Origin of the sequence: Flavivirga eckloniae (assembly GCF_002886045.1) — a bacterium.
Taxonomy (GTDB): Bacteria; Bacteroidota; Bacteroidia; order Flavobacteriales; family Flavobacteriaceae; genus Flavivirga; species Flavivirga eckloniae.
This window is the reverse complement of the sequence record NZ_CP025791.1, coordinates 4420597-4445385: the sequence shown is the minus strand read 5'-3', so window position 1 is coordinate 4445385 and position 24789 is coordinate 4420597. Positions and strand designations below refer to the sequence as shown.

The window sequence follows — 24789 nt, the reverse complement described above, 5'->3', positions numbered from 1 at the left end:
AAAACAATTGAATATGAAAAAACTTATAATCATACCAGTTTTGTTAATGTTTTTCAATGCTTTAGCTAAAGACATTTATGTAGCTAAAAATGGAGACGACGACTTAAACACTGGTGATATAGACAGTCCTTACCTTACGATAACAAAAGCAGCTAGTGTTGCTGTTGCCGGAGATATTGTATACATTAGAGAAGGTACTTACGAAGAAACACTTACACCTATAAATTCAGGAACGGCAGGAAATCCTATTATTTACCAATCATATCCAGGAGAAAGGGTTATAATATCTGCTATGGAAAACGTAAATAACTTCACTCAAGATTCTGGAAGTATTTACAAAAGTACTTTGGATTGGAATTCTGGCCAACGCATGTTTGTAATGCATGAAGGAACAGTATTAGATTTAGCTAGATGGCCTAATAATGTAGATGGTGATAGATTTACCATAGATTCTAGAAGAAGTACAGGCGGTAGTGATGGAAGTAGCACAGCTTCAGGACATTTATCAAATAGTGAAATACCTAATTATGCATGGGAAGATGGAGGGACACTATGGTTTTATGGTGATCGACCAGGTTCTGGATGGACGTCTTGGAAATTTCCAATTACAGCAAGTTCACCAGGAAGGGTAGACTGGCAAAGTACACATGGTACTAATGCAGGCTGGATAGTTCAATTTCACCCACCAGGAGATGGTGGAGATTTTTACCTTGAAGGTGTTAAAGAGGCCTTAGATTTCCAAAATGAATGGTATTTTAACCCAACAACAAGAGAATTATTTGTACAATTACCATCAGGAAGTGCTCCTAGTGATAATTCCATTCTAGTTTCGAGAAGAGAAAGTACCATTAACATTAATAGGAAAAATTATATTGAAATTAGAAACTTAGCAGTTTTTGGAGGAACTATACATTTAAATGGAAATTCCAATAGACTATATCAGGTATCTAGTTTTTATGGAGGTATGACTCGTGGAAGTGCTGCAGAAGGTATTTCAACAGGAGTTGGGGCTATTGAAATCAATTGGTCAAATCCAAGATTTGATAGTAATATTATAGAAAAATGTGAAATCGCATTTAATGATGGATCTTCAATTATCGATCAAGGAAGAAATACTTTAATTCAAAACAATTACATCCATGATTCTGGATATTTAGGTAATTATGATGGTCCAATTCGATCTAGAGATGCCTCAGATTCAAAGATTTTAAACAATACAATTACAAGGTCTGGACGTGATGGTATGAATGTAATAAACAACAATTCTGAAATCGCATTTAACGATGTCTCATTCAGTAACTTAATTGCTGATGATTGTGGGTTGTTTTATTACTCTGGATCTAGTAATGCCGCTAGTGCTGCCGCTAATCCAAAAAACATATCAATACATCATAATTGGTTTCATGATGCGCAAGGAAGAGGAGATCTTAAAAAAGCAGCAGGAATTTATTTAGATACTAACCCTAACGGATTTGAAGTCTATAACAATGTTGTATGGAATGTAGAATGGACAGCAGTACAGATGAATTGGAATGCATTGGACATTAATATTTACAATAATACGTTTATACAAGCTACAGGTGGTGCTATGGGTGCATGGCATCTATCAGGTACCGCATTCTCTAATGTAAATGTATGGAACAATATTACAGATTCTGAAAGAACAGATAATCCTAATACTCAAGAGACTGAGACAACTTGGGAACCTCAATCTGATCAACAAAATAATTTAATAATAGATAGCTCAGTATTTAATAATGCGGCAGGTGGTGATTTCACCTTAAAAGCAGGTTCTAGCCCTATAGATGCAGGAAGAGTCATAGCAGGAATAACAGACGGTTTTCAAGGTACTAATCCAGATGCTGGAGCTTACGAATTCGGTGGTGATAACTGGGTTGCTGGTATAGACTGGGATCCTCAATACGGTCCTTCTGGTTTAGGTTGTTATGGCCTGCCAGGTGAAAACTGTGTTTTATTACCTGAAAACGATCAAGATAATGACGGTGTAGCCGATGAGCATGATCAATGTGCAGACACCCCTCAAGGTTCAACAGTAAATGCTGTTGGTTGCCCTGTATTTACTCTAGCAGCAGACAACTTTTCTGTTTTAGCCACTGGCGAAAACTGTGGAAGTAGTAATAATGGATCTGTAACTATTACATCTAAAGAAACATCTTATACCTTTACTGCTAAAATAGAAGGAACCAGTAACGAAAAAACCTTTACATCTAACGTGGTATTCGATAATATGGAAGGTGGAGATTACACTATTTGCATTACAACTACTGCTGATGCCGATTACGAACAATGTTTTGATGTAAAAATTGATGAGCCTGAAGCTTTATCAGTGCTAACGAAGGTAGATAAATTAAAAGCTTCTGTTTCACTTGACTTACAAGGGGGCCAACTTTATAGAATTAATTTAAATGGTGCGCTTACTATTACGGACAAAAGCCAGGTAACACTACAGCTGAGCAAAGGTGCCAACAATCTGGAGGTTACCACTAACAAGGACTGCCAAGGACAGCACAAACAGAACATCTTCCTTTTCGATCGTGTTACGGTAGCTCCTACTGTTGTAGATAACCAGTTTACCATCGCCTTCCCTGATAGTGATGAACAAATCGTTACCTACCAAGTGATCTCTTCTACCGGTCAGGTAGTGCTTCAAAAAAGTGTGAACAGAGATACCCAAAACCTAGTTGTTGGTGTGCAAGGCCTTACTGCCGGTCTGTACTTTGTTAATGTGGTAGCCCCTAATGTTAATTCTCAATCTAAAATTATTAAGAAATGATAAATTACAATAAACATATAAATCCATTAGCCTATTTGTTTGTCCTTTTAATCATTGCCGGATGTGGCGGTAGCGATGACGGTGGCGATGGAGGCGGCAATACAACGCCCAAGGCGGCTGCTCTGCTCTTCCCTCTTGAAAATTCTGAGTGTAACGAGGGAACCATTGTTTCTGATGAAATGAGTACCGTTCCTTTCGAGTGGGAAGCATCCGAGAATACCGATAGTTATACCCTGGTTATAGAAAACCTACTGGACAATACGGTTAAAAATGTAAATACACAGAGTACCACGGTACAGGAAACCATACTAAGGGGCGTGCCTTATGCATGGCTTGTCGTTTCTAAGGTCAATGGTTCTACACAAACGGCCATCAGCCCTAAATGGAGGTTCTATAATGCCGGGGCGCCTGTTGAAAATCATGCACCGTTCCCTGCAGAACTGGTTAGCCCGGTTATGGGAGGCCTCGCAGTTACGAGCCCTGACCTAAAGTGGACGGGAAGCGATATCGATAATGATATCGAATCCTATGATGTGTATCTGGATACGGCCAACCCGCCGACTACATTACTTACCAATACCTCCAGTTCCAACGCTTCGGGTACCAACCTAAACCCCGATACCGTATACTACTGGAAGGTCGTTACAAAGGATGGACACGGAAACACCTCTCAATCCCCAGTTTTTGAATTTAGAACGCAGTAAGTAAACTAATTATAAACTATAAAATGGAGCAATTAATAAAATAAAGATTTCAAGTCTTTATTTTAAATTGCTCTTTTTTTATGCATACTTTGATGACATGGAAAATTAGAGAAATACATTCAAACGCATCCAAACAATGAAAAAACATTTTTTTTACACAAACCAGTTAGTTTGCCTTTCTATTCTATTAATTGTTATCATATATAGTCCCTATTCTCATGCTCAAAAAAAAGAAGGTCATTATACTAGCGATTGGACTTCTTTAAGAAAACATCAAACGCCACAATGGCTAATCAATAGCAAATTTGGTATCTACTGCCATTGGGGTATATGGACTATAAAGTATAAAGAAGGTAACGAAAACCTATCCAACGATGAAGCCATAAATTTATTTACAGCAAAGCATTTCGATGCCAACAAATGGGCAGGCCTTTTTGAATTGGCAGGCGCCAAATTTGGTGGTGTAATTGGTTGGCATGGTAGTAACTTCTTGCATTGGGACAGCAAATTTTCAAATTACAATTCATATAAACTAAATCCACATATAGACATTGTGGGCGAAGTTTCAAAAGCTGTAAAAGCCAAAGGAATGAAATTTCTGGTGTCATACCATTCAATCGATGATGATGATTGGATAAATTTTGCTAAAGAAGGTGTAGACAAGTATGATCCCGATATTTTCTGGGTAGATGCAAGCTTTGGAGGCACTAAAGAAGGTAATTTTCTAAAAACACTGAGAAACTCAAAATATATAGGACAAAACACCAAATCTAAACCCGTTTTCCACGAAAAATACCAACGAGATTTCATTACATATTTCTATAATCAAGCTATTAAAAACAATAAATCCGTTCAGTTTGTTTACAAATCAAACGACATCCCTCCAGGTATAGGAATGAGAGATTTGGAAAATGGTTTGCTGGAACAAACACCTTATGACGTTTGGATGACAGATATGGATATGAACGTACCGCTAGACTGGGAAACTCATGGCTGGTTCTACAGAGAAAGCACACCGATTAGATCGACTAACGAGTTAGTAGACATGTTGGTTGATGTGGTGAGTAAAAATGGTATATTCTTATTAAATATTCCTCCCTTAGCAGACGGATCGTTTCCAAAAGAAGTTGTTGAAAACCTAACCAAATTGGGCGAATGGTTACACGTTAATGGAGAAGCTATTTACAATACATCGCCATGGTTTATATTTGGTGAAGGCCCTACCATTATTCCAACCGATAATTATAACTCCCACCATAATAACCACTTTGCAAAGATTCAATTTACCAAAGAAGATATCAGGTATACCATTAATGGAGACTACCTGTATTTAACCTTTCTGGGAAAACCCAAAGAAGGCACTGTTGTTAAGTCTTTAAATACAAATTTTAAATTAAGAGAGGGAGACATTAATAGCATAAAACATTTGGGATCGAACAAAAAAATGACATATAAACATTCTGAAAATGGATTAGAAATAAAATTCAAAGCCGAAGATTTAAACGACTTTGCCAATGTTTTTAAAATCCATTTAAACTATTAATATAAAAAATAATGAACATTAAAATTTCAACGATTGTAGCCTTTTTTCTGGTAAGCTTGCTACATGCACAAAATCCATTAGTAACCCATATGTTTACAGCAGACCCTACTGCTCGAGTTTTTGACGGTAAATTGTATTTATACCCCTCACATGATATTGTTCCTAAAGAAGGCGTTAAAGCTCCTAGGTTCTGTATGCCCGATTACCATATGTTTTCATTAGAAAAAGGCAGTACCTGGAAAGACCACGGTGTTATTTTAGACCAAAATGAAGTGCCATGGGGCAAAAAGGATTCAAACGGCATGTGGGCTCCAGATTGCATAAAAAAAGGAGACACTTACTATTATTACTATCCAGCTCAGCCAGAAGACGGTTCTTCTTTTAGAAGAATTGGGGTTGGTACTTCCAAAAGCCCTACAGGACCATTCAAATGGGAAAAGAACTATATAAAAGGGCTTGATGGTATAGACCCTGGACTGTTGTTAGACGATGATGAAAAAGCATACCTATACTTCGCTGGCGATAAAACCTTAAAAGTCGCTAAGCTTAAGGACAATATGAAAAGTATTGATGGTAAAGCCATAAAAATTCAAGGCATACCAGCTGGATATGTAGAAGGTCCTTTTCCGTTCAAATATAACGGAAAGTACTATTTAACCTTTGCCCATGTTTTTACCGATGAAGGCTATACCATTGGATATGCCACAGGTGATAATCCTATGGGACCTTTTGTTTATCAAGGTAAAATTATGGATAACATTGGTAACGGTACCAATCATCATTCTGTAGTTAAGTATAACGGGAAGTGGATTTTATTTTACCATTGGTGGGATATAAGTGGTTTTAATAAACTGCGCTCCATGAGAGCAGATTACATGGAGTTTAAAAAAGATGGTACCATAAAAAAGGTAAAACCAACGCTTAGAGGTATAGGCGCTCCTACCATTGGAGAAAAAATCCAGGTAGATAGATACAATCACATTAAAAATGCTAAAACAGCTTTTGTTGGCGGCAACGAACCTATAGGCTGGATGGTTTGTGATACTCAAATGATGAGTTCTGTAACATTTAACAATGTTGATTTTGGAGATGGATCTGCTACAAAAATGATAGCTAGAGTTTCCAGCGGACAGCGTATTGGCCATTTTGAAGTGAGAATAGGTGATCCTAAAGGTAAACTAATTGCAGACTTTCCTGTAAAATATACCGGCGGATGGAATAGCTGGGAAACCATTGAAACGCCAATGCTTGAAAAAGTAACCGGCATGCAAAATATTATAGTTGTATTTATTTCTGAGTGGGGTGCAGATAAAATTGTAAATTTAAACTGGCTACAATTTCAATAACTATGACACAAAACATATTAAAAACACTTTTTTTATACTTTTTAGCGCTATCCATTCAGAGCTTTGGACAATCTAAGCCCAATGTTATCGTCGTACTCGCTGATGATATTGGTGTTGGAGATATTTCACATTACCGCAAACGTCATTCAGATAAGATCATTGTTGAAACACCAGCTTTAGATAAACTCGCTAAAGAAGGCATTATCTTCACCGATGCCCGTTCTCCGGCTGCATTATGTGCTCCGACCAGATATGCGATTATGACCGGAAATCACTGCTACCGAAGTTATGCGCCCTGGGGTGTTTGGGGATCTTACCAACGGTCTCCTTTAAAACCTAATCAATTAACATTAGGTAGTTTAATGAAAAATGCCGGCTACAAAACATCCTTTTTTGGTAAATGGGGCTTTGGTATAGATTTTCCTAGAAAAGATGATATTACTAAGGTATATCGAGGCGATCGGTCTAAACCGGAACTGGATGTAAACGTTACTAAAGTTTTGGGCAATGGTCCCAAACAACACGGGTTCGATTATAGCCTTTTATTCCCAGCAGGAATACAGGATGTTCCGTATGTCGTTTATGAAAATGAGCAATGGATGCCTCTTCATAAGAAATCCGAAATCACCTATATATCCCAAGAAAACATGACCAAAATTGGTGTTAAGCTTGACAAATCTGAAGGTCTGGGAGATTCTTACTGGGATCCGCATGATATGGGACCTTTATTGGCGAACAAAGCGGTCGAATACATAAAAAGCAGCAAGAAAAACGAACCGTTTTTTATGTACTATTGTGCATTAGCTGTACATAAACCACATACACCAGCTGCCAGTTTAAACGGAAAAAGCATTGCAGGTACTACACCCTCAAAACATTTGGATTTGGTTAAGGAATTAGACATTCAAATGGATATGCTCATAAAAACCTTAAAACAGAAAGGTATTTACGAGAATACGCTTATCATTTTTACTTCAGATAATGGTGGATTACTTATTCCAGAAACCTTAAAATCCGGACATCGTCCAAGTGATATTTACCGTGGCGGGAAAAACCAAAGGTTTGAAGGTGGTAACAAAGTTCCTTTTATTGTATCCTGGCCGGCGAAAATTAAACCCAATAGGATGTCTAACAAACCCGTTATAGGAATAGACATCATGGCTACTTTAGCTGCTATAACCAATCAAAAGTTTGAAGAAGATCAGGCTATGGATTCTTCAAACCTTCTTCCAATTTTGGTTGACGAAAAAGACATTGAAACACATCCTTTTGTAATGATACAGGCAGGAACTGGTAAAGAAGTCATCATTGTGGAAAATAACTGGAAACTGATTATTCAGGTAGATAAAAAAGATAGAACCGATTTGAAACGTCATCCTATAGCTTTATTTAACTTAACAGATAATCCTTCTGAAAAAGGAGAAAAGAATCTAATTAGTAATGCGAAATATAAAGCGAAAATTGACAAACTACTCAATCTGTATAACTCAACCCGGGATAGTAAAATAAAAACTGGGTATCATTAATCTAATGCCAGTTTCTATGTTGATTAAGCCACAAACTATATAAATTTACACGCATAGAATCTTATTATATAACATCAAATTATCTAGACCTGTCAGGTTTTAAAAACCTGACAGGTCTGTATTAATTCGTTTTAAAACTTAATACATCCGACCAGTCACTCCAGTTTAAGTTCTGATCTCGGTAACGCACCCTCCAATAATACGTTGTAAAAGACTCCAAAGGTTCTAATCTTTCTTTTGTAAGCACATAATCCTTTTGAAGATTCTCATTATTGTACCAGTTTTCATTTTGCTTCCAAACATCCATTACAACCTTTTTAAAGTCTTCATATTTGGACACTTGCCAGTGGGATGCTGCATGAAAGGCTTTCTTATGTTTGCTTTTAAACGGACCTGCATTTAAAACTACACCAACATTGGGTACGGTTCCATTGTTTGGAAACATCACCATAGGAGTTTCTGGTTTACGTGCTTTTTTATAAATCGTTATACTATCTCTAAGCTCATTATACCTAATCTTGTTTTTATTACCTCGGCTGATGCGTTTAATCGTAAATTTTGGGTCATTATTTTCATTTACAACCTCTACCATTAAAAACCCGTATTCATCATGAGTTACCGTAAACTCATCATAATCCTTTCCGTCAGACTCATTCCAGTTATCGATTGCTCCTCCTGCAGATGCCACATTAATCCACAAGTGTTTGGAATCTCTGGATTGTCCACGTGAATAACCATGTGTATGACCAAAAAAATGTAAACTCGGTTTTCCAGAGCTCGTAGTGAATGCTTCTAAAGCTTTAATAGCTTTTCCTGCAACATCTGTTTCTCCCGAAATTCGAAGCTCAGATTTATAAGGGTGATGCCATTGAGCAAAGACAAAATCTATGTTTTCATTGCTAGCTGTATCTTTCAATATTTTTTTCAGCCATTTTAATTGTGCATCAATATTTCCAAACGCCTCGTTTGAGTCTAAACCAATAATCCTAACATTGCTATAATCTTTATACCACCAGTGTGCTGCATATTCTGGCGTACCGTTTTCGGGTAAACTGAAATACTCAAAATAAGAACCTGAACTTTTTTCATGGCTTCCTAATACGGGGTAAACAGGGACTTTAGAAAACAATTTTCTTCCCGGATTAAAAAAATGGCCTTGCCATTGGCTATGTTCATTACCATGTTCTACTAGGTCTCCAGGAACCAGAACCATAGCTAAGTTGTTTGGTAAGTCTTCTTTAAACTCTTTTTTAAGGTATGTTAGTATACCTTGGTCTACTGTTTCAGAAAACACATTCGAATGATTGGAATCTTGCTGCATATCACTCATTACTATAATATTAAACGACTCCTTATCTTTTGCTAATGGTGGTGTTTTAAATTGAAAAATATCTGAAACAATTGCGTCGGATTTTACTCTGTAGTAATAATTTGTAAACCGTTTAAGGCCTTCAATTTTTACTTCATGAATTTTTGAATTCCCTAAATCTACATGGGATGCATGACCTGAGGTAACTTTCCCTAGCTTTTTCGATTTCCCCCACTCTACAATGCTTTCTTCTCCAGATTTCGTTTCCCACATCACTTTAATGGAGTTAGGAGTAGCATCTTGCAAGTAAGGTTGTACCAATAAAGTATTAGTTTGAGCAGATAGCCCCGAGGCTATTAAAATTGATAATAGAATTGTTTTGTAGTGTTTCATTTTTAAATGATGATTTGGGCATTTTTAATTATCGCTTACTTTAATAAGACTTCTATTTAATAATTGAGGGAATATTTAAACCTTCTCTCTAAACTGTAGGTGGACGAGACAAGTATATTGTGTTTAAAAAGGAATTGAATACTATAAGCTATAGATGTTAGTAAAGCATTTATTAATAGTAATTTGCAGTTGTTCATTATAACCTATTTTTTGTATTGAAATTACCACAACAAACTAACTCACATTATTACGATTAATAAATTTTTGAAGATTAAAAAAGCGTTATAAAATCTAGACTTAATTGTAATTTTATTGTTAAAAATGTTAAGTTTCTATTACTCACAACCTGTTCTTTTTGGATTCTATAAAAGGGTACAACGTCCTAAATAAGACTCTAAGTTGGTAATGGGTAAATAATCAAAATAGGCGATAATCCAATGAATTAATAAATTAAAAAAAGAATCTATTTGCAACGCTAACTGTAAGTTATAGTTTCATAGTGTCCTAATTTGTCAAAATAGTTTAAGTACATTAATGACTTAACCAACGAACACTTAAACGGAAAATATTATGGATGTACAATAGGTAGTTAGGTAGGCTATTGTTTCATTAAACTATATATTAAAAACAAAAAGAAAGATTAATTTAGCACTATGGATGACTTTTTAATTGGTATTGGAAAACGCATAAAATCAATTCGCAAAAAACAAAATATAACCATTAGTTCTTTAGCTAAAGATGCAGGTGTTAGTAATGGGCTTATTTCAAGAATAGAAAATGGCCGTACAATTCCGTCTCTACCAGTTTTACTAGAACTTATAAGCGCATTGAATATTGATGCCAGTAATTTTTTTGAAGGGGTTGAAAGCAAAGCAGGAGCAAAATTCATCTTGGTAAAAAAAGAAGAGCAGCAAACTTTAGAAAAAGAGGTTGAGGCCAAAGGATTCAAATACTTTCAGATTTTTGGTAAAAGTTTAAATACGGTAGGATTCGAAGCTGTTATTTTAACTGTTTCTCCAAACTCGTATCGCGAAAAAGTAATTACTGATGCCTGGGAGTTTAAATATATATTGAAAGGAAGCTGTTCTTACATTATTGATAATGAAGAAGTGACTATTAATGAGGGAGATTCCATATACTTTAATGGAAGGTTGCCTCATGTACCAGTAAACAGAGGAACCGAAGACTGCACCATGCTTGTTTTATACTTCTATTCGGAAAATGGTTAAAAAGCCCAATCAAAATTATGATCAGGCTTTTATAAAATTAGTAATCCATTATTTGGTTTAGAGTGGCTAATGATTCTATAATGTAGGTTGGTTCTGCCGACTTCAATTGTTCTTTAGTCTGTGCTCCAGAAAGCACACCAACTGTAATACCACAATTAGCATTTTTTCCTTCTTCAATATCAACTGCAGAATCTCCAGCTTTTAACACTGTCTTTGGGTCAAAAACGTGTAATGCATCCATCGCTTTTAAAATCATATCCGGATGTGGGCGCCCTTTTTCTACATCATCTGCGGTTACCAGTAAATCGTAATGCACATCTTTTTCCCAATTCAGTTTATGTAAAAGTGTATTTGCAACAGTTTCACTATAACCCGTATTTAAAACGACTTTAATGCCCTTTTCTTTTAACTCTAACATAGTCGCATCAACACCATCTATTGGTGTAACTGCCAAAATAGAATAGGCTTCATCGAGCATATTTTTAAAGTTTCCGAATATCATTTCAGGATTAATACTTGTAGCCGGATCTATTTCATTAATAATATCTTTTATGGCCTGAAATTTTTCCTTACCTGCTCCCAGTTCTAAAACCTTTTCTAACGATACAGGAAGTCCGGATTCATTAATTACTGTGTATAATGTTTTGTATACTACATTGTGTTCATTAATTGTAGTTCCTGCCATATCAAAAACTACCATTTTTATGTTTGTCATATATCTCTATAATTTTAAATATTCATTATTCTGTTAATACTATCTTTGGAAAACCCTGCACTTCCTGTCATACCCTTTCCGCCAATACCTGTAACTATATGTACATTATCGCCTATCTGGCACTCAAAAATGTCTTTCGTTTTACATTGTGAATAAAACCCTGCCCAACGATTTTGAATCTCGTAACTTGGCAAGTTGATGATTTTTTTAGCCTCTTTTATCATAAAATCATCAATATCCATATTTAGATCAAAACCAAGATTATCAATATCCTTAGCATCTGCATATTCATGTGAATCTCCAATAATTACAGAGCCATCTGTGGCTTGCTTAAAAAGAATATGCACTCCAAATTGCTTCTCGAAACTATTCAGATCTTCTTTAGATTTTATCTCTTCGTAAGACGGACACTGTGTAAATGACTCATAACGACGAATGGTTAAACCCGTTAAAACAGAACCATTCAATTCATAATTTCCTTGGGATTTGGTTTGTAACATTTGTAATTTCGAAACCTGTAAATCGCTATTATTATAAACCATTGGATAAAGCGTTTTAAAATCACTTCCGCTACAAATAATTACTTTGGAAGCTTTATAGACGGTGCCTTCCGAAGAAACCACCTCCACGGCACCATTAACTTCATGTGTGTTTATTACAGTGGTATTGGGTAAATAATTTAACTCATAATGGGCCTTCATAAACTTATGCAACTTGCCTATCATTACTCTAGGCTCTACGGTTACTTCTTGAGGAAAAAACAATCCTGAGTTGCAATAACTTTCCTTTAATCCTTTATATTTCTTTAAACACTGTTCCTTGGTTAATAAATAAGATTCGTAATTATTGGCCTCATTAATTTGATACAGTTCTTCCAGTAATTGTGCTTCTTCTTCATTTGAAGCTATATATACCGTTCCATTTTGTCTAATACTAATGTCGAACCTTTGTTGAATGGATTTATAAATCGCTAAGCTTTCACAGCCATAACTCTGCCATTTTAAGTTCATCCCAGAAGGAACTACCTGTCCAAAATTACGAACAGTAGCACCCAAGGGCGCATTATTTTTTTCCAACATTAGTACACTGTAACCTTTTGCAAGCGCATGATATGCATGAAATGTTCCTAAAACACCCCCTCCAACAATTATTAGGTCGTAGGTTTTATTGTTCATAAATAAGTGTGTTTATTTTTAATTTATTTCGATATTTATTTTTGAAAAAAGTATATGATAAAACCGCCAACCCTATAGCTATAAATGCTACGACATAAACCATATAGGTGAAAAATGACAAATAAGATATACTCCCTTTTCCAAAGTTTTTATAAAGCAGGATGAGCACACTACCCAGATAACCAAAAGCATCTGCTATATAAATTAAAAAGCCAACATTGCTTTCTATTTTAAAGGTCGCTATCATTCTATCGAAGAATAAGCCCTGAAAGGGGATGTAGCAAACGTACATGCCAAAACCGGAAAGAATCATCCAAACCACAGGGTTAATTACTTGTAATTGTAATGCTGTAGTAGACAGCCCAATTACCAAGCCCCCTAACAACAAAACAATATGATAGTATTTAAAAGCTTTGTAATTATTTTTAACAGACCCAATAAAAGCCATAATTAGCAATACGGTTATGGCTATAGGTATTTCTGAAAAAGCATAAATTCCTATGCTATCCTTGTACCCCAAAGTATCCCATATTTCTCGGGCAAAATTATCTCTAAAATCGCGTACTCCAGTTACAAATACATAAAACACAATAATTAATGTTAATGGGAAAGCGAATACTTTATAAAGCTGAAAGCGCTCTGCTTTATTTAATGGTTTTCTATGTGTTCTGCTTTTTTGATCGGTTAGAGTTGGTGGCGGTAGTTTTTCTAAAAGTATCGTGAAAAAAGTCAACGGAATAATAAACAGTAAACCAGTAATAAATGGCATCCATAACTCCGAAAAACCTAGTGAATCCATAACATATTTCCCAACCGATTTTACTACACCAGACGAAACAATAAAACTGGAACAGAGTACAACGCCTAAAATTTCGGTTGTTTTTCTACCTTCTAAATACGAAAACACAATCCCCCAAATCATCCCCAGAGGTAAACCATTTAAAAATAAACACACCATATTGAACGGGGCAGAAATTATGGCAAAACCTAACAGTGCTAATTCTGCGAACATTATAAACCCAATTAAATACAGCATACGTTTATTGGATTTCATTTCGGAGATTATTTTTATCCCCAAAAACTTAGACAGTGTATACCCTATTACCTGTGCAATTATCAATAGAATTTTATAATCAATTCCAAAAAAGCTTTGTCCTTCAAAAGTTGCCACAGTAAAAGGCTTTCTAAAAGCGTACATACAAAAATAGGCTCCGAAAGCGGCAATGGAAGCCTGTATTATAAACCTGGTATGGACTGCTAACTTAAACTTCATTGAACAGGGAAATTATAATTGTTTGCTCTTTTAAAACCATTAATAACAATGCTATTCTCATCTATTTCTACAATTGAAAAACTATTGTTCTCTAACCCACTATAATCTACCATACCTAATTGTGTGATAAAATGCATGCCTTTGTGTTCTTTATACTTCTCTTCGTGCACATGACCTTGAAATACGCCAACGACTTTAGCTGAATTCTTTAAAATCAATTGAACTTCACTATAATTATTAATGTGGTATTTTTTGCCTGCTCTAAAATATTCGAACAACGGATGGTGGCAGAACACGATAACAGGAAGATCGTTGGTTGCTAAATCCTGTTTTAACCAATCTAATTGAATCTTTGGAATATTAGTATCCTGCCAATCGGCTCCTTCTTTAAAAAAATGGTTGTTCCCTTGTTTATCAAAATTGGCATCTAAAACCACGATATGAAACCCCGATTGATTAAATGAATAATAGCTTTTATGTTTAGGTATACCTGTGTTATCGATATTGTTAAGAAATTCCTCTTTAGTTATACTATCTACATCATGGTTGCCAACACAATGGTATTTTGGTCCCTTAAATTTTGAATATGATGCTTCTATAGCCTGCAAATATTTCAAAGTATCTATCTTATTTTTGTTTGCATCCTCATCTTTAAAATCTCCCATATGCATAACAAAATCTACTTTTTCCAGATTCATGAGCGTGATAAATTCATCCATTTTTTCTATAGATTGTCTGTAATACCGTGTGTTATTCGGTTCCCGGTCTGCGTAATGAGAATCGGTAACCAATCCAATTCTTATTTTAGAATTTATAGCACCAAAACAGCCTTCTAGAGGTATTACCATAGTTGATATGGTAAAAATGCCCGCTGTTTTTAAAAAATGTCTTCTTGTTAAACTCATACTTTTTTAGAATCTTACTGCTTATTTAGATAAGTTTTGTTGTGTTTTAAAGTTCAAAGTATTAGACCAATCGCCCCAATTTAGGTTCTGATCGCGATACCGCACTCTCCAATAATAAGTGGTACCAGGTTCTAAGCGTGTTATTTTTTCATCTGTAAGATCATCGTGTTTCTGACGGTTTTCCATATAATACCAATTCTCGCTCTGTTTCCAACTATCTAAAATCAAATCCTCAAATTCTTTGCTTTTAGACACTTGCCAATGGGACGCGGCATGAAATGCTTTACTGTGTTCACTTTTAAATGGACTTGCTTTTAAAATAATGTCTGTAACAGCTATATTTTCATCATGAGGAGCTATGGCCTTTGGCGAAAGAGGTTTTCGAGGTTTTTTATAAATAGTAATACTATCTCTAAGTTCATTGTTCCTTAACTTACTTTCGTTACCTCGGCTTATACGCTTAATGGTAAACTTAGGATCATTGTTATTGTTTTCTACCTCAACCATTACAAAGCCATATTCATCTTGGGTAACTGTAAACTCATCATAATCCTTTCCTTTAAACTCGCCCCAATTGTCAATAGCACCTCCTGCCGAAGCTACATTAATCCATAGGTGCTTATGGTCTTTAGATTGTCCGCGGGAATATCCGTGTGTATGTCCAAAAAAATGTAAACTAGGCTTTCCTGAACCTGTTGTAAATGCTTCCAGAACTTTAATAACTTCTCCTGTAAAATCTATTTCTCCGGGAATCCAAAGTTCAGATTTATGCGGGTGATGCAGCTGTGCAAAAACAAAATCTATGTCATCATTATTTTCAGTATCCTTCAACAGCTTTTCCAACCATTCTAACTGTGTTTTAATATCTCTAAACCCTTTGTTAGAGTTTAACCCTATTATTCGGGTGTTCCCATAGTCTTTGTACCACCAATGCTCGGCATAAGCAGGTGTTCCGTTTTCCGGCAGACTGAAATATTTAAAGTAGAAGGTGGAATTTTTTTCATGATTCCCGAGTACCGGATATACAGGAACTTCGGCAAATAGCTTTTCGGCAGGATTAAAGAAATAGTTTTTCCATTGATCGTATTCATCGCCATCTTTCACCAAATCACCAGGAATCATAACCAATGCCAAATTATTGGGTACGTCTCCTTTAAATTCATGTTTCAAATATGAAAGTACACCGTCATTTACGATTTCTGAGAATTTATCGGGATGATTGAAATCGTGTTGCATATCGCTCATCGCCAAAATATTAAATGATCCCTCATCATTAGCAAAAGGTGGGGTTTTAAACTGGAAAATATCAGAAACTAAACGACCGGTTTTTACTCTGTAATAGTAGTTTGTAAAACGTTTAAGGCCTTGAATTTTAACTTCATGAATTCTGGATTTACCAAAATTGATATCGTTAGCAGTACCTGTGGTTTTTTTTCCAAGTTTCTTTGTACTTCCCCATTCTACAATGCTTTCTTCTCCCAATGCCGTTTCCCACATTATTTTAATCGAATTTGGTGTGGCATCCTGTAAATAAGGCTGTACCAAAAAGCTATTCTTTTGAGCAAAAACCGAACAGGTTATTAAAATTGCCAATACTGTTATATTAATATGTTGCTTCATGTTTAAACAATAGTTTGATGATTATTAATTTGATCACTTATTTTTAAAAGTGCTCTATCTAAAATATTTAGTGCCTTATCTAAATCTTCTCTTGAAATGGTAAGTGGTGGTGATAATTGCAGAACGTTTCCTGCGGACACTTTAAAACTCAACCCTTCTGCCAGACATTCGTACATAATACGTTCGGCCTCATCTACGGCCTTTTCTTTGGTATCTTTACTAGTTACCAATTCAATGCCCCATAATAATCCCATGCCTCTTATGTCTCCAATTAATGGGTATTTGATCTTTAAAGCTTCTAATGATGAGCGCATGTAAAGCTCATCCCGTCTTACTTTTTTAAGTAATTGTTCTTTTTCAATAATATCTATAGTGGTTAATCCGCAAACAGACCCTAATGGACTTTTTTCATGGGTATAATGCCCAAGGGATATCTCCTGACAAATGTTAAACTTATCCCGGGTTACGATGGCCGCTTGTGGAAAAATGCCGCCGCCTAAACCTTTTCCTAGGCATAAAATATCGGGTTCGATACCATAATGCTCGAAAGCAAACATATACCCTGTTCTACCCAATGCTATAGGAATTTCATCAAGTATAAGCAGTACATTATGGGTGTTGCAAAGCGCCCTTGCTTTTTGCCAAAATGACTTCGAAGGAGTTTGTACATCGGTATTTCTAACGGTTTCGGCAATAAAGGCTCCAATGTCTCCTTCTTTTTTAAACACATATTCTAGATATTCCAGACATTTATCTTCATTGTCTTCAAAAATACCGCGATACGTTACTGGTGGGGGAATGCGCTCCACTCCGGGCATTAATGGCCCCATAGAATCTCTAAAAACTGCTTCTCCTCCAACACTAATAGCATCCAATGACGCGCCGTGAAAAGAATCCCAAAAGGAAACAACTTTAAATTTTCCGGTTACGGCTCTTGCTAATTTTAAAGCGATGCCCACGGCAGAGCTACCGTTGGGCGTTAATAATACCCTGTTTAAATCTGAGGGCGTTAATGACGCTAACTTTTTTGCAAATTTTATGGCTGGTTTATTGGTGTATCTACGTGGTGAAAAAGGCAGTTTATGTAACTGTTTTATTAAATTTTCAATAAGTTCTTCTTGATTATATCCAACTTGATGCACATTATTACCATGAAAGTCCAAATACGGCTTTCCTTGTAAATTGAAGAAACTTGATTGGTTACTTTTCTTTATAACATCCAGACATGGTGTAGACATGGATTGATGCAAAAAATAGCGCGCATCTTCCTCTAAAAATGATTTGGTATTTTCGTCTACTTGGGTTTCCATCCATGTGTTTCTTGCCAATGTTTGGTTTATATCGCCTTCTGTTTTTCTGTTATGGTTTTCCGGTTTCATCATACTACTTATAAGAGGTTTCGATACATTTTAAAAATACCTTCTCCCCATAGGAGGATTCAACTGAACCCTCCTTGGAGAAAAGGACTAATTCAACAAAAAAGTAGAAAAAAACTGAAATAATATTTTTTTGGTGATCCATTTAATTTGAGCTTAAAATGGTTGTTGGTATCATTTGCTTATTAATGGTGTTGCTTTTGTAATAAGTATCTAACCAAAACCCGCCTTCGCCATTGAACCACGTAAGGGTTAAGGGGTAAACTCCTGGTTTTAAATGAACACTTCCTTTTCTTTCCTTTACACCATGGTCGCCATCATTATTAACCACCTCATCATCATTTATCCATAGCTTACTACCATCATCCGATCTCGTATAAAAGGTGTATTTGCCTTCTTCTGTAATTGTAATATTTGTTGTAAAACGTACTGTGGAATGTTTCTTTACTTTTTCTTTTATTTCTTCTGAAGTCATCTCAAAACAGCTTCCACTAACATCTGGTTTTTTATTTCGTATAGAAGGAATGTTTGCAAGGTCATTACCAGAATAAAATATGTCGTAATGAATAGGTGCTTTGTAATCTTCATCTTTAATTCTAAAAAATGCCTCGCTTACCACGCTGCTTATTTTACCATTAATGTAGAAGGCACTTTTAAGTACTGTGTTTTCTTTGATAGAAAAAGGGGTGTTATATTTTTTTGAAGCTTTGGTTGGCAGAGAACCGTCTGTTGTATAGAAAATGTCGCCGGTAACAGTATTGAGGTTTTCGATGGTAACGGTAACTTCATTATTGAATAGTCCTCCTGCTTTTTTATAACCTTCGCTTTTTGGTAAAATTACAGGTGGTTCCAAACGTTCGGTTACAGGGTATTTTACCGTTTCATTAAAACCTTCAAAAGCATGCTTTACGGGTCTCCCGATCCAAGCAAACGGTTTTTTAAGATTCAAGATGTGAGCCACTGTTGCTGCGTTATCGTATTGATAAACCGGAGCGGTTATTTTATAATCTTTTTTTACCGATTTACCCCAAATAATAAAAGGTATTTCTACCTCCTGCAACGATTCCCCGCCATGACCTTTACCCAATCCGCCATGGTCTGAACTAACAATAACCATAGTTTCATTAGCAATATCTGAAGTCTTAATAGTATTAATTAAAACAGCCAATAATGAATCTGCTTTTTCTACAGACTCGTAATAATGATCTGTTCCATGACCATACTCGTGACCTGCATGGTCTATATGGTCAAAATGTACAAATGTGAAGGTTGGATTTTTCGTTTTTATGTATTCCGAAGCCAACGCAGCGGTTTCGTCTTCTGTTTTTGAATTAACATCATAGTCTACTGTATTTTTTTCAAAAAGTCTTCCGAATTCTTTCCAGTGGTAAATCACCCCTATTTCTGCGTTTTCGATTTGTGTATCGATCAAATGAAATATGCTTGGAAAAAAGAAGTCTTCGCTTTGTGCAACTGTTGGTAGAACCAAATTGTGTTTATCCCAACTATTGGATGTGATGCCATGCTGTTCGGGTCCGACACCCATTATCATTGATGCCCAATTGGTACTGGAACTTGTTGGTAATACAGCTCTTGCCTGTAAAGAATAAGCGCCTTCCTGCATCAATTTATCGAACGTTGGGGTGTTTGCATGTTTTAATCCGTCCGGACTTAATCCATCAAAACCTATTACAACAACGTGTTTGGCTTTTTGAGTTTCTTTTGATGTTTTTTTTGTTGAACATGACCATAGACTAAAAAAGCCTATGGTCATGATTAGATATTTAAAATAATTCATTGACAAATTTTAGTTATTGCTTGCTACATCCCACCATAATCTAGTATTAAGATCGTCTGCACCCATATTCTTAACAGCTTCTAGATAGTTAGCGTTATTGGTAGATTTTACCGAATTTGGGTATTGAAAACGAACTGGTACTTTCCCTTCATTTACGGCATCTGGACCGGGAATTACCTCTGGCATATTAGTACGTCTCCAGTCAGACCAGGCCTCAAAACCAGTATAGTAAAGGGCGATCCATTTTTGAAGTGCAATTTTCTCTAGTTTTTGATCTGAAGTTCCTGTATATGCTACTGATGACTGCGCAATATAATCTGGAATATCAAAAGCTTGAAGTGCGGTAGCTATGTCATTCCACCCTCCTGCTATAATTCTTTCTGTATAATATTCAAAAGAAGCGGTAATACCTTTGTTATAATAACCGGAAGCATCACCGACAGAAATAAGGCCACGTTCCCTGGCTTCTGCCAAAATAAATTGAAGTTCAGAATAACTCATAATTATAGTTTGCGAGGCTGTTGGAGATGCATTTTCTACATCGCATGCTCTACACGTTATTAAAACCCCCAATCGAGAGATGAAGTTTGAACCGGATTCTGCAGGATTTCCTGTTGGGCTGTAACCTAAAGCCGAATCATCGTCCAAACCGTTTGGCATACCTACATAATCATCCATGTTAGGAGAATAAATTCCCTGACCAGAGTTTGATGTTGGTTGTGCAAAAACAATCAGTCTTATATCATTGAGATCCTTTAAACGTGTTTCTAACGTTGTACTTAGTCTTACTTCGTCAAAACTTCCTGAACGTGTATTAAACTTGGGTTGTGGGTTATCTGAATTCCACTGCATATTTGCGGCGTCTTCATTATTTTCAAAAATTGGGTAAGTTGCCGAACTGTTTACAATTTCATTCATTTCGGAAACCGCTCTGGAATTGTTTACATCGCTAATTCTCATAGCCAACCTTAATCGTAAAGAATTAGCAAATTTTCTCCATTTTAGAATATCTCCCCCGTAAAGAATATCTCCTGAAATATTTGAAGCATCGGTTAAAACCGTATTGGCCTGTTTTAAATCTTTTAAAAGCCCGTCGTATATCTCACTTTGAGGGGTGAATTTTGGAGTGATATTATCATCGCTAATTCCTTTTATGGCTTCTGTGTAAGGCACGTTGCCATAAGCATCTGTTAAGTATGAATAAATCCAAGATTTAATTACCAGCGCAACACCATAATAATTTTGGGTTGCAGGATTGTCGGCTGTTGTTCGTATAATGTTTTCAATATCTCTTAAAGAGTTATAAGCATCGTCATAAGGGTTCCCTGTAGGTGACCAATCATATCTGTCACCCGAAGTAAACTGTAAACGAGATGCGTATTGCGTTACCGTAAAACCTTCTTCCCATCCTTGGTTTCCCCAATTGTGTGCCATTTCACGTATAACACCTGGAAGTAACAAATCCGGATTTGCTTCTTCTGAAAAGTTTGGATTACTGTTAATTTCTTCGAAGTCTTTATCACAGCTAATTAATGCAATAGCTATAATTGCCATGGCTGCTAAACTTTTTATAAATTGTTTTGTTTTCATTAGTCTTTGTATTAGAAATCTAATTTTAAATTGAATGTGAATGATCTTGAGCTAGGGTATGCCATGTTTTCTATACCAGGCTGTAGAGTTCCTCCAGACACAGCAACCGTTTCAGGATCGAAGTGAGGATTATCAGTCCAAAGCAATAAATTTCTTCCGGTTAGAGAGAATCTCGCATTTGTAAGTTTTAATTTTTCAACCAAATTTTTGGAAAATGTATAGCCAAGAGTAACTTCTCTTAGTTTTGTATAGGATGCATCATATTTTGCAGCTTCAACATTATCCCTTTTATAATATTGGTTATTGTATGTTCTTGCATCGATATTTGTAGTATTTGGTTGGTATACCCCCGGAGATACTTCTACAACACCGTCGCCTACAATACCATTTTCCCTACCAATAAGTGTTTCTTTTAATTGTCCCGATGTACTTCCTATAGTTTTTGTTCTGGATACAACTATACCTCCTTGTCTGGTATCTATTAAAAAGCTTAGGTCGAAGTTTTTATATTTAAACATATTCTGAAAACCTAAGGTATAATCCGGAGCATAATCCCCTTGGTAAACTAAATCGTCTGTTCTTTGAGGAATTCCCTGAGCGTTATAAATAATTTTTCCATGGTTCGCACTACCGGGATCGTCAACTCTTTGAAAGCCCCTACCATAAATAGCACTGATTGAACCACCTTCTCTTGCCTGAATAAATGCTCCGTTTCTATCTGTTAAAGTATAATTTACACCTCCAAGATCTGTTACCTTACTCTTGTTTGTTGAAAAGTTAAAAGATGTTCTCCATGAAAAGTCATCTGTTCTAATTGGCGTGATATTGGTAATGGCTTCAAATCCATAATTTTTAACTTCACCGGCATTGATGAGTTTACTTGTATATCCGCTAGAAACATCTGTACTAATAGGTATAATCTGGTTTTTAGTAGCTCCACTATAATAAGTCACATCAAGATTAAGCTTACTTTTAAATAAACGTAAATCCAGACCAAACTCATAAGATGCTGTTCTTTCTGGTTTTAAATTAGCATTTGGAATTAACGACGATTCGGTAAGCGCTGGATTATCTCCAAAAGGGCTTTCGTTTACGAAAAAGCTTGTTAATTTATAGGGATCTGTATCGTTACCAACTTCGGCATATGCTAATCTTAATTTTGCAAAAGTTACGAAATCCGGCATCTCAAAAACCTCACTTGCTATAGCACTTACAGTTGCAGAAGGGTAGAAATATGAATTATTATCTGTGGGTAATGTACTTGACCAGTCGTTACGACCTGTAATGTCTAAGAATAGTTTATCATCATAAGAGAATTGAGCAAAACCATATAAACTGTTAATTCTTTTTTCTTTGTCATTAGTAGTTACTTCTAAAGGTCTTCTTGTGTTATTAAAAGAGTATACACCAGGGTTAATAAGTTGCGGTGCTACAGTTTGTGTGAAATCTTGCTTTTGTCTAAACTGGTTACCTCCCGCAGAAACCGTAACGCCCCATATGTCATTAAATTTATTATTATAGGTTATTAAGAAATCGGAATTACTTTCTTCAAAAAACACGTTGTCTTCACGGTAAAATCCTAATGGAAAACGTTGGGTGCTAAAAGCTCTTTTTTTAGCCCTTAAATCACGATAAAAATCACGACCGGTACGAACCATCACATTCCAATGATCATTAAGTTTATAACTTAAACTTACATTACCATATATTCTATCTTTATCTTGAGAGTTTGTGTTCTCGTAAACATTAAAATATGGATTATCGTGGTAATTATAATTATAGTTGAATTGTTGTAGATTTTCTCTACCGGGCATCCAATAATCTCTCAAATTATGTGTGTTAACTTGTCTCCCATACCAGATAAACAGATACATAATACTTTCTGTACCATAACTTAAAGAAGGTCTGTTATCACTATCTGTTTTTACATAGTTTATATTCGTATTTAATGTTATTTTATCGTTTAGGTTAAAAGCAGAATTAAAATTAAGTGAGTTTCTTTTTAAATCGGTATTTGGTACAGTTCCTTCTTGCTGCAAGTTTTGATATGATATACGGTAATTCCCAAAATCCCCCGATTTAGACATTGAAATACTATTTCTTAAAATGGTTCCTGTTCTAAAAAAATCTTTAGTATTATTTGGATTAGATACCCATGGAGTTGCAGTAATGGGAGCATCACTTACCAAGTAATCTCCTCCTCTTGTACCATCTGCTCTTGGTGAATCGAATTGAGGAATTAATAATCCTGTATCTAATCTTGGCCCCCAACTTTCGTCTACTCCATCTGCAATTCCACTACCACTACCATCAACAAATTCAAATTGTTTGTTATTACCTTGTCCGTATTCATTTTGCCAATCCGGAAGCATTAAGATATTTTCTATTCCTACTGAAGAATTTATACTAACGCTAAGCCTACCATTACCCGATCCTTTTTTAGTAGTAATAATAATAGCACCATTAGCTGCTCTTGCTCCATAAAGTGCGGCTGCGGCTGGTCCTTTAAGAACGTTAATAGACTCTATACTTTCTGGGTTAATCTCTGCTGCCCCGTTACCATAATCTACATCCTGTGTTCCTGTTCCGGTCGACCCCACAATTTCATTGCTAATAGGTGTGCCATCTACCACAAATAAAGGTGAGTTACCGTTAATATTAAGAGAAGCTTCTCCTCTAATAGACACTCTGGCTGAACCTCCAAGTCCAGAAGGGCTACTTGTTATTTGTAAACCGGCAACTTTACCTGATAGGTTATTTAGTAGGTTGTTTTCCTTACCGGCATCTACTTCATCGGAATTTAATTCCTGAGAGGCATAACCAAGCGATTTTTTCTCTCTTTTAATCCCCAGTGCTGTTACTACAACTTCATTTAGTTGTTCTGAATCTGGCTGTAATATAATGTCTGCTCTACTTTGCCCATTTATAGCAAATTCTAAGGTAGTATATCCTACATAAGATATAATAAGAGTTTCGTTAAGTGAAGGTACATCGATTTTGAAATTTCCATCGAAATCTGTAGAGGCACCTTGCGAGCTACCTTTTAATACAATAGTTGCTCCTGGTAGTGGTACATTATTTTCGTCCATAACCTTTCCCAAGAAAACCTCTTGAGTGTATCCGGTAATGCATACTAACATGGCCCATATTAGTAGTAACTTGTGTTTGTCCATTGTAAATTATTTTACTTTTATTAAAATTAACACTACAAATTAACCTGTATTTTTACCAATAGTAAACTTTTAAAGTTTAAGAAAGAATTATGAAATGAAGGCTTAATTGTAATTTTATTGTTAAAAATGTTAAGCTTTTTATAACTTAAGGAGCATGTTTTCTGAAGCTAAAAAACGTATAATATCCTAAATTAAGGATAGGATTGAAGTCTGATGTATGTATAATTAGAAGGTGATACTTAAGTTTAAAAAAATTCAAAAAAACCCGATTTATAATATTAACTATAAGTTAAAAATTCACAAATTGCTTAATTTGGCAT

General features: G+C 35.6%; 16 protein-coding genes. 6 read left to right on the top strand and 10 right to left on the bottom strand.

Translation table 11 applies throughout. The annotated features are described in order from the left end of the window. Positions 1-13 precede the first annotated feature (13 nt). The 5 genes from C1H87_RS18385 to C1H87_RS18365 all read left to right on the top strand — a co-directional run bounded on the left by C1H87_RS18385 (position 14) and on the right by C1H87_RS18365 (position 7913). Entirely contained in the window at positions 14-2794 is a 2781-nt protein-coding gene (locus C1H87_RS18385) for a right-handed parallel beta-helix repeat-containing protein (RefSeq protein WP_102757219.1), read from the top strand. Further along, positions 2791-3498: a fibronectin type III domain-containing protein gene (locus C1H87_RS18380; protein WP_102757218.1), complete on the top strand. Its 708-nt coding sequence runs from the start codon at positions 2791-2793 to the stop codon at positions 3496-3498. Before C1H87_RS18385 ends, C1H87_RS18380 begins: the two co-directional genes overlap by 4 nt. Before the next feature lie 136 nt (positions 3499-3634). Then, positions 3635-5041, top strand: a complete 1407-nt coding sequence (locus C1H87_RS18375) for an alpha-L-fucosidase (protein ID WP_102757217.1) — start codon at positions 3635-3637, stop codon at positions 5039-5041. Between the two features lie 11 nt (positions 5042-5052). Then, positions 5053-6387: a family 43 glycosylhydrolase gene (locus C1H87_RS18370; RefSeq protein ID WP_102757216.1), complete on the top strand. Its 1335-nt coding sequence runs from the start codon at positions 5053-5055 to the stop codon at positions 6385-6387. A gap of 2 nt (positions 6388-6389) precedes the next feature. Continuing rightward, positions 6390-7913: a sulfatase family protein gene (locus tag C1H87_RS18365; RefSeq protein WP_102757215.1), complete on the top strand. Its 1524-nt coding sequence runs from the start codon at positions 6390-6392 to the stop codon at positions 7911-7913. Between the two features lie 121 nt (positions 7914-8034). On the opposite strand, the gene C1H87_RS18360 is transcribed toward C1H87_RS18365, so the two are convergent. Beyond that, the gene (locus C1H87_RS18360; protein ID WP_102757214.1) at positions 8035-9615 is read right to left on the bottom strand and encodes a fibronectin type III domain-containing protein; all 1581 of its coding nucleotides are present in this window, start codon (positions 9613-9615) and stop codon (positions 8035-8037) included. Between the two features lie 653 nt (positions 9616-10268). On the opposite strand from C1H87_RS18360, the gene C1H87_RS18355 reads away from it, so the two are divergent. Further along, positions 10269-10844: a helix-turn-helix domain-containing protein gene (locus C1H87_RS18355; RefSeq protein WP_102757213.1), complete on the top strand. Its 576-nt coding sequence runs from the start codon at positions 10269-10271 to the stop codon at positions 10842-10844. Positions 10845-10881: 37 nt separating this feature from the next. Here C1H87_RS18355 and C1H87_RS18350 read toward each other — a convergent pair whose 3' ends face one another. The 9 genes from C1H87_RS18350 to C1H87_RS18310 form a co-directional block, all read right to left on the bottom strand. Next, entirely contained in the window at positions 10882-11559 is a 678-nt protein-coding gene (locus C1H87_RS18350; RefSeq protein WP_102757212.1) for a phosphonatase-like hydrolase, read from the bottom strand. 14 nt (positions 11560-11573) lie between these two features. Next, positions 11574-12734, bottom strand: coding sequence for a TIGR03364 family FAD-dependent oxidoreductase (locus C1H87_RS18345; protein WP_102757211.1), 1161 nt, complete (start codon positions 12732-12734; stop codon positions 11574-11576). Further along, a complete protein-coding gene (locus C1H87_RS18340; protein ID WP_199769305.1) occupies positions 12724-14007 on the bottom strand; it encodes a DUF5690 family protein in 1284 nt (427 codons plus the stop codon). Before C1H87_RS18340 ends, C1H87_RS18345 begins: the two co-directional genes overlap by 11 nt. After that, a complete protein-coding gene (locus tag C1H87_RS18335; RefSeq protein WP_102757210.1) occupies positions 14004-14912 on the bottom strand; it encodes a metallophosphoesterase family protein in 909 nt (302 codons plus the stop codon). The genes C1H87_RS18340 and C1H87_RS18335 overlap by 4 nt, the downstream gene beginning before the upstream one ends. A 21-nt stretch (positions 14913-14933) precedes the next feature. Next, positions 14934-16532: a fibronectin type III domain-containing protein gene (locus tag C1H87_RS18330; protein ID WP_102757209.1), complete on the bottom strand. Its 1599-nt coding sequence runs from the start codon at positions 16530-16532 to the stop codon at positions 14934-14936. 2 nt (positions 16533-16534) lie between these two features. Next, a complete protein-coding gene (locus C1H87_RS18325) occupies positions 16535-17914 on the bottom strand; it encodes an aspartate aminotransferase family protein (RefSeq protein ID WP_102757208.1) in 1380 nt (459 codons plus the stop codon). 139 nt (positions 17915-18053) lie between these two features. Then, positions 18054-19706: an alkaline phosphatase family protein gene (locus tag C1H87_RS18320; protein WP_102757207.1), complete on the bottom strand. Its 1653-nt coding sequence runs from the start codon at positions 19704-19706 to the stop codon at positions 18054-18056. Positions 19707-19715: 9 nt separating this feature from the next. Further along, complete coding sequence (locus C1H87_RS18315) at positions 19716-21296, bottom strand: SusD/RagB family nutrient-binding outer membrane lipoprotein (protein WP_102757206.1); 1581 nt, start codon at positions 21294-21296, stop codon at positions 19716-19718. Positions 21297-21307: 11 nt separating this feature from the next. Next, a complete protein-coding gene (locus C1H87_RS18310; protein WP_102757205.1) occupies positions 21308-24469 on the bottom strand; it encodes a SusC/RagA family TonB-linked outer membrane protein in 3162 nt (1053 codons plus the stop codon). Positions 24470-24789: the final 320 nt, after the last annotated feature.

Excerpts from the sequence above, each read along its gene's own strand:
- C1H87_RS18340 (WP_199769305.1), bottom strand. The coding sequence starts at position 14,007 with ATGAAGTTTAAGTTAGCAGTCCATACCAGGTTTATAATACAGGCTTCC.
- C1H87_RS18350 (WP_102757212.1), bottom strand. The coding sequence starts at position 11,559 with ATGACAAACATAAAAATGGTAGTTTTTGATATGGCAGGAACTACAATT.
- C1H87_RS18360 (WP_102757214.1), bottom strand. The coding sequence starts at position 9,615 with ATGAAACACTACAAAACAATTCTATTATCAATTTTAATAGCCTCGGGG.
- C1H87_RS18355 (WP_102757213.1), top strand. The coding sequence starts at position 10,269 with ATGGATGACTTTTTAATTGGTATTGGAAAACGCATAAAATCAATTCGC.
- C1H87_RS18310 (WP_102757205.1), bottom strand. The coding sequence starts at position 24,469 with ATGGACAAACACAAGTTACTACTAATATGGGCCATGTTAGTATGCATT.
- C1H87_RS18335 (WP_102757210.1), bottom strand. The coding sequence starts at position 14,912 with ATGAGTTTAACAAGAAGACATTTTTTAAAAACAGCGGGCATTTTTACC.
- C1H87_RS18320 (WP_102757207.1), bottom strand. The coding sequence starts at position 19,706 with ATGAATTATTTTAAATATCTAATCATGACCATAGGCTTTTTTAGTCTA.
- C1H87_RS18385 (WP_102757219.1), top strand. The coding sequence starts at position 14 with ATGAAAAAACTTATAATCATACCAGTTTTGTTAATGTTTTTCAATGCT.
- C1H87_RS18365 (WP_102757215.1), top strand. The coding sequence starts at position 6,390 with ATGACACAAAACATATTAAAAACACTTTTTTTATACTTTTTAGCGCTA.
- C1H87_RS18375 (WP_102757217.1), top strand. The coding sequence starts at position 3,635 with ATGAAAAAACATTTTTTTTACACAAACCAGTTAGTTTGCCTTTCTATT.
- C1H87_RS18380 (WP_102757218.1), top strand. The coding sequence starts at position 2,791 with ATGATAAATTACAATAAACATATAAATCCATTAGCCTATTTGTTTGTC.
- C1H87_RS18345 (WP_102757211.1), bottom strand. The coding sequence starts at position 12,734 with ATGAACAATAAAACCTACGACCTAATAATTGTTGGAGGGGGTGTTTTA.
- C1H87_RS18370 (WP_102757216.1), top strand. The coding sequence starts at position 5,053 with ATGAACATTAAAATTTCAACGATTGTAGCCTTTTTTCTGGTAAGCTTG.
- C1H87_RS18325 (WP_102757208.1), bottom strand. The coding sequence starts at position 17,914 with ATGATGAAACCGGAAAACCATAACAGAAAAACAGAAGGCGATATAAAC.
- C1H87_RS18315 (WP_102757206.1), bottom strand. The coding sequence starts at position 21,296 with ATGAAAACAAAACAATTTATAAAAAGTTTAGCAGCCATGGCAATTATA.
- C1H87_RS18330 (WP_102757209.1), bottom strand. The coding sequence starts at position 16,532 with ATGAAGCAACATATTAATATAACAGTATTGGCAATTTTAATAACCTGT.